7 protein-coding genes are annotated in these 6,178 nt (G+C 55.4%); 5 read left to right on the forward strand and 2 right to left on the reverse strand.

Translation table 11 applies throughout. The annotated features are described in order from the left end of the window. The 4 genes from ACTIKR_RS19960 to ACTIKR_RS19975 form a co-directional block, all read left to right on the forward strand. The coding region (locus ACTIKR_RS19960) for a hypothetical protein (protein ID WP_442328818.1) at positions 1–222 on the forward strand (222 nt) is incomplete at its 5' end. A gap of 19 nt (positions 223–241) precedes the next feature. Next, positions 242–1,216, forward strand: coding sequence for a Bug family tripartite tricarboxylate transporter substrate binding protein (locus ACTIKR_RS19965; protein ID WP_442328819.1), 975 nt, complete (start codon positions 242–244; stop codon positions 1,214–1,216). 7 nt (positions 1,217–1,223) lie between these two features. After that, positions 1,224–2,786: a sulfatase-like hydrolase/transferase gene (locus ACTIKR_RS19970; RefSeq protein ID WP_193089447.1), complete on the forward strand. Its 1,563-nt coding sequence runs from the start codon at positions 1,224–1,226 to the stop codon at positions 2,784–2,786. Between the two features lie 158 nt (positions 2,787–2,944). After that, positions 2,945–3,430, forward strand: a complete 486-nt coding sequence (locus tag ACTIKR_RS19975) for a thermonuclease family protein (protein ID WP_442328820.1) — start codon at positions 2,945–2,947, stop codon at positions 3,428–3,430. On the opposite strand, the gene ACTIKR_RS19980 is transcribed toward ACTIKR_RS19975, so the two are convergent. Both ACTIKR_RS19980 and ACTIKR_RS19985 read right to left on the reverse strand, forming a co-directional pair. Beyond that, complete coding sequence (locus ACTIKR_RS19980; protein ID WP_442328821.1) at positions 3,427–4,575, reverse strand: glycosyltransferase family 4 protein; 1,149 nt, start codon at positions 4,573–4,575, stop codon at positions 3,427–3,429. The genes ACTIKR_RS19975 and ACTIKR_RS19980 overlap by 4 nt on opposite strands. A gap of 484 nt (positions 4,576–5,059) precedes the next feature. Then, entirely contained in the window at positions 5,060–5,272 is a 213-nt protein-coding gene (locus tag ACTIKR_RS19985; protein ID WP_442328822.1) for a type II toxin -antitoxin system TacA 1-like antitoxin, read from the reverse strand. Positions 5,273–5,438: 166 nt separating this feature from the next. Between ACTIKR_RS19985 and ACTIKR_RS19990 the strand changes: the two genes are divergently transcribed. Next, positions 5,439–6,128, forward strand: a complete 690-nt coding sequence (locus ACTIKR_RS19990) for a type 1 glutamine amidotransferase domain-containing protein (RefSeq protein WP_193089546.1) — start codon at positions 5,439–5,441, stop codon at positions 6,126–6,128. The last annotated feature ends 50 nt before the right edge of the window (positions 6,129–6,178 follow it).

The raw sequence follows: 6,178 nt of genomic DNA on the forward strand, positions 1-6,178 counted from the left end.
AGCAACAAGCAACAAGCAACAAGCAACAAGCAACAAGCAACAAGCAACAAGCAACAAGCAACCCGCGCGGGGTGCTTCGTGCGTCCTCCATTGCGTCCCCCCTTGGCCGATGATCCCGTGCCATACGCGTTATCTGCCGCCAATTCAGCTAAAATAATGAGCTTATCAATGCTCTGTTGCTGCTGCGCTCGCCTGTCGTTGCTGGCGCGACATGGGCCATAACGAAAATCGGGAGACTCAGATGATGATACGTTTCAAGCCGTGGTTTCTGGCTGTCGGGCTGTTGCCGGCAGCGATGACAGCATGGGCGCAAACCCCCAAGTTTACGGAACCGGTCACACTGACGGTTGGGTATGTTCCCGGAGGGGCAAGTGATAACGCGGCTCGGATTCTGGCCAGGGCTCTGGCCAAGGAAATCGGGGTGCCCGTCATTGTGGAAAATAAACCGGGCGGCGGCGGCAGGATTGCTGCGGCTGACCTGAAAAACACAAAGAAAGGCGCGAACGTTCTGATGCTGGGAAACCCGGCAGTCACCGTGATTGCGCCGATCGTTTTTTCTGATCTCAATTACGATCCGCAAGCGGATTTCAAGCCGGTTTCTCTTGTCACCGAATATAGTTTTGCGCTCGGCGTGCCGGCATCCAGCAAGGTCAATTCAGTTGAGCAATTCGTACAGTGGGCCAAAGCCAATCCGCAGCTGCTCAATATCGGCGTGCCGGCAACAGGTAGCCTGCCGCACTTTTTTGGCCTCATGCTGGCCGACAAACTTGGGCTGAAGCCGGAAATTGTCGGCTATAAAGGGTCATCGCAATTGCTCACAGACCTGGCGGGCGCCAATATTCCGGTTGCCATCGATACCCTGGATACCTTCATACCCATGGCCAAAGGCGGCAAGGTGAAGGTGCTGGGCGTTTCCAGCGAAAAGCGGGACGCAAGCCTGCCCGATGTCGCGCCGTTTCACGAGGCCGGGATCAATATCCGAGCGACAGGCTGGAACGCCGTATTTGCGCCGTCCTCGATGGACGATGAAGTTGTGACCTATCTGGGCGATGCCATCAGTAAAGCCATGGCTGACGCGACGGTTCAGAAAGAGATCCGTTCGGTCAATCTTGTCCCAGTGCAAGCCAATGCCGCACAGACACGCAAGGCGATTGATGCATTCAGACAGCAATGGGAACCTGTTGTTCGTGATTCCGGCTTCAAGGTAGGCAAGTAAACAAGATATGGCAAAAGTAAAAAACGTATTGTTCGTCATGGCGGATCAACTTCGGGCCGATCATCTGAGTTGTTATGGGCATCCCCATCTTCAGACGACGCATATTGACAGCCTTGCCAGGCGGGGCGTCCTGTTCGAGCAGGCCTTTGTCAACTCGGGGGTGTGCGGGCCGTCGCGGATGAGCTATTACACCGGTCGCTATCCGTCCTCACACGGCGCAACATGGAATCGTGTGCCGTTGTCCATTGACGAAGCGACCCTGGGCGAGTATCTGAAGGCACGCGACATTGATCTGGTGCTGGCCGGCAAGACCCACGTGATGCCGGATAACCACGGACTGGAGCGATTGAACATCGATGGCCAGAGCGAACTTGGCGTGCTCTTGCGACAAGGCGGTTTCGTGCAGCTTGACCGCTATGACGGTCATCATGAACCCGGGGCAGAAAGCGGTTATCCTGCTTATTTGAAAGCGCAGGGCTACGATAGCCCGGATCCGTGGACCGATTATGTCATTGCGGTAGAGGATGACCAGGGCCAGGTGCAAAGCGGCTGGCATATGCGCAATGTCAATTTTCCTGCCCGGGTAAAAGAAGCGCATTCCGAAACCGCATATATGACCAATTGCGCCATATCGTATATGCAATCGGCCGGCGATAAACCATGGGTGATGCACTTGAGTTACGTCAAGCCGCATTGGCCTTATGTGGCGCCGGCTCCGTATCATGCAATGTACTCGCCGCAACAGTGCCTGCCCGTGCGCCGGACCGAGTACGAAAAAGAACATGCGCACCCGGTGGTGCAAGCCTATCGCCAGCAGGAGGAAAGTCTCAGTTTCTCCAGCGATGAGTGTGTGGCGCGGGTGCGCCCGGCTTACCAAGGACTGATCAAACAGCTGGACGACCATCTGGGCAGGCTTTTCGATTACATGGAATCTGCGGGTCTGATGGACAACACACTGGTCATCATTACCGCCGATCATGGTGACCTGCTGGGCGATCACTGGCTTGGCGAGAAGGAACTATTTTACGATGTCGTGCAACGGGTTCCGCTGATCATCTATGATCCTTCCGAGCAGGCCGATGCGACCCGCGGCCGACGCGAATCACGGCTGGTGGAAAGCGTGGATATCGTGCCGACCATATTGGCGGCGCTGGACATGCACATCCCGGCCCATCGGGTTGAGGGGCGGCAGCTTCAGCCTCTCGTCCATAACGAGTCGGTAACCTGGCGCGATTGTGTCTTTTCTGAACTGGATTACAGTTATCGGCAAGCCAGATTGACGTTGGGCAAATCCACAAGCGAATGCCGGGCGTGGTCGGTGCGTACAGACCGGTGGCGTTATGTTTACTGGAGTACAGAGAGACCCCAGTTGTTTGACTTGCAGAACGATCCGGACGAATTCAATGATTTGGGGGACCACCCCGAGTATGAATCGATCAGGCGTCAGATGAAACAGCGGCTGCTGGACTGGTTTGCCGGCCTTAAACGGCGCACGACCGTGACCGAAGAGGAAGTGGACAAGCAGACGAATAAATACAAGCAGGCCGGCGTGTTCTACGGGCAGTGGTGAGTGGAATCAGAGTGACATATTTACCCGGATCGGCCTGTGCGATGGGCAACAGGGCTGGCGGATCACTGGCGGCTGCCGGCAATATGGCAGAACGGATGCACATGTGTCCGTGGCACGAGCCTGCCTGTTGATTGAATTGGCTGCCAGGATTGAACTTGATGTCATCTGAAATATTGCGTTGGCTGATCGCGATCATCGTGATCGCACCGGTACCGCCGGTGTTCGCGGCAACCTGGCTTGAAGGCTGGGTAGTGGCGGTTGCAGACGGAGACACGCTGACCATCCTGGATAAGGCCAGGCAGCAGCACAAAATCCGGCTGGCCCAGATTGACGCACCGGAATCCGGTATGCCATACGCACGGGCTGCCAAAAAGTTTTTGTCTGATGCTGTCTATCGCAGGACCGTGACAGTGCAGGCAGGTAAACGCGACCGCTATGGACGGGTGGTTGGCACCGTTTATCTGGACCAGGAAAATATCAATATGCAGATGGTTTCCAGTGGCTACGCATGGGCCTATCGGAACTATGTCACGGACACTGCCTATTACAAAGCGGAAGATCTGGCCCGACGCCTGCGTCGCGGCTTATGGAAAGACAAAAAACCTGTGCCGCCCTGGCAGTGGCGTCGTCAGAAACAACGCTAGCTAATGGCTGCAGCCTGAGGGCGTGCATGGCGTTGCAAGGCCTTGCGATACACGTTTTCTGTCGCGCTGATAAATTTTGCCTGACCGAAACGCTGTTCGCTTTTGCTGCGGGCAGCGCGCCCCATATCGCGCAGATCATAATGACCCTGAACGATATGCTCCAGCAAGGCGGCCAAAGCTTGCGGATCGCGCGGCGGGATCACCCAGCCGTCCGTTTCGGCGTCAATGTTTTCCGGAAGTCCCCCTTGCCTGGTCACGATTACCGGTTTGCCCATAGCCATCATTTCACGGCATGCGAACGATATTGTTTCAACACGATAGGATAGAACAAAGCCGACATCAATGGCGCCGATAAAGGATCGGACATCGTCCAGATCGCCCACGAAACTGATGTGCCTGGTCATGCCCAGTTGCTGCACTTCATCCAGCAGCTTTTGCGGGGCGCGCGGGCCGGCGATCGCAATATGCAGGCGATCGATCCGGCGCGGGTCCAATTGCGCCAGCGCGCGCACCATGTCTATCCAGCCCTTGTACTCTGTCGTACCGGCGTTGCTGCCCAGCAGAATGCGCGAGTCGTCGGCCAATCCCAGAATGGATTGGCGCATCGAGCGGGTATCGCCGCCGTTACGAGCGCTGAAATAGTCTGTATTGATGCCGTTGTGAATGGTCGTGACGCCGGCTCGATCGTAGGGGCCGCCGGCCAGTCGATCGGCGACAAAATCACATACGGCAATGCAGTGATCTGTCCCGAAACGGGCGCGCAGCTGTGAACCGACAGAGTCTGTTGGATGGTCATTGTGTTTGGTGAAAACAATCGCAGGCTTGCGGCGCAGCCCCAGCATGGCAAGCATGACCAGGCGGTGATCCGCAGTCCCGTTGACGTGTACGACATCATATTGGCCCTTGCGCAAAATACCGCACAGGTGGGTGGCTGCGGCTGGCAATTGCTGCAGTTTGCTGGGGTAATCCTGTGCGTATACCCGAACCTCGCCAATTGCACTTGCAATACGGAAGAGGGCGCTTTGCGCAGGAACGGCAACTGCAATGTCGTGATCGGGGTTAAGCCCGGCGATCAGCCTGGTGATGTACGAGGTATGGCCCCCAATGCCGGGGCTGGTGTGAAAGTTGGTATACAGTATTTTCATTTTTTGGTTGGGGTTCCCGGTTGATCTGGACCAATTGCCTTGTTGAAGGCCCGACTGGCTAGAGGATCCACGATCAACGTGAGCAAATGATTGTGCATGGTACAAAGCTTACTACCGCCCTCGTAGACAGCCGATAGGCGGTAACCGTAAGAAAGATTCTTGATGGCTTGAATACAGGAAAATGTGTAATAAAAAGTGCAACTTGTGTCTTTCGTTTCTACATGCACCAAAAGCAGGCAAAACACGAGCAGGCACCGATATCAGACGGACTGCCACGCCGCGTTCTTTAAACTCTTAAAGTGATAAAAAAAAATCATATACTTCAAAAAAAAGACTGCCCGGTGCTGGCACTGGCAAGTATCGGATTCATATCGCCCACGCCAGTTAGTGCGCTAGCGGTGGTGGTGCAAGTTGCAGGAGAGCAGGCCGGGGTGAAAGACCTCGGTAGGCGTTGACCGAGTGCTTGTGAAACGGGAAAAATCTATTAACGAATGCGCTCATGGTTGGCATCGGGCGCGAGTGCAACCGGGGCGCCTGAATGCAAGGCGCTACGGGCTGCTTCCCTTGCCGCGACGACGATAAAATCGGTGCGTGTCATGCCGCGAGCGCTGGCAGCGAGATCGATCAGCACAATATCGTCATTTTTGATCCGCAGACTGCATGCATCGCGTCTGCGGTTGGTCGATTGCGTATTCATGATGGCTCCAGTCTGTGCGCAAGGCGGTCCGTGCAGCTGGTGTCATTGTAGGCGGCGCATCTTTCAGTAATTTGACACTGTTTGTTCGTGGCGCGTGTGATAATGAATTGCTCTTTGGCTCGGTTTTTTGCAATGCTACTATTGAATGGTACAACAGGAGAATATGATGAAGATTTTGATGATACTCACCTCACACGCCACACTGGGTGCGACAGGCAAACCAACCGGCTTCTGGTTGGAAGAATTTGCGGCTCCTTATTATGCGTTCCTCGATAGTGGCGCCGATATCACGCTGGCGTCTCCGCTGGGCGGACAGCCGCCGCTGGATCCAAAAAGCGATGAGCCAGACGCCCAGACAGCAGCGACTCAACGCTTCAAGAACGATCCGCAGGCACAGTCCGTGCTGGCAACTACGCAGCGTCTGGCCGATGTGAAGGCCGGATCATTTGACGCCGTCTTTTTCCCCGGGGGACATGGGCCCTTATGGGATCTGGCGGAAAACGGCTACGTCATGGCGTTGATCAAAGACGTTTATTCAAGTGGCAAGATCGTGTCCGCTGTCTGTCATGCTCCCGCTGTGTTTCGCCACGTGAAAACGGCTGAGGGTCAGTTTCTGGTTAACGATAGGAACGTGACTGGATTCAGTAACGCAGAAGAAGAGGCGGTGGGACTGACCGATGTTGTTCCCTTTCTGGTTGAGAATATGCTCAAAGACCATGGCGCCCACTATACCAGCGGCGATGATTGGCAGCCGCATATCGTTGTCGACGGCAGGCTAATTACAGGGCAAAATCCGGCCTCTTCAGTTGGTGTGGCCGATGCGGTGATCAGGCAGTTGCAGCAGAACAAATCATAAAGCATCGCATGTTGGTTCACCCTGGCGCATCGCTGCCGGTATTGCTCGCA

It is taken from the genome of Advenella sp. (assembly GCF_052108595.1).
Taxonomy (GTDB): Bacteria; Pseudomonadota; Gammaproteobacteria; order Burkholderiales; family Burkholderiaceae_B; genus Advenella.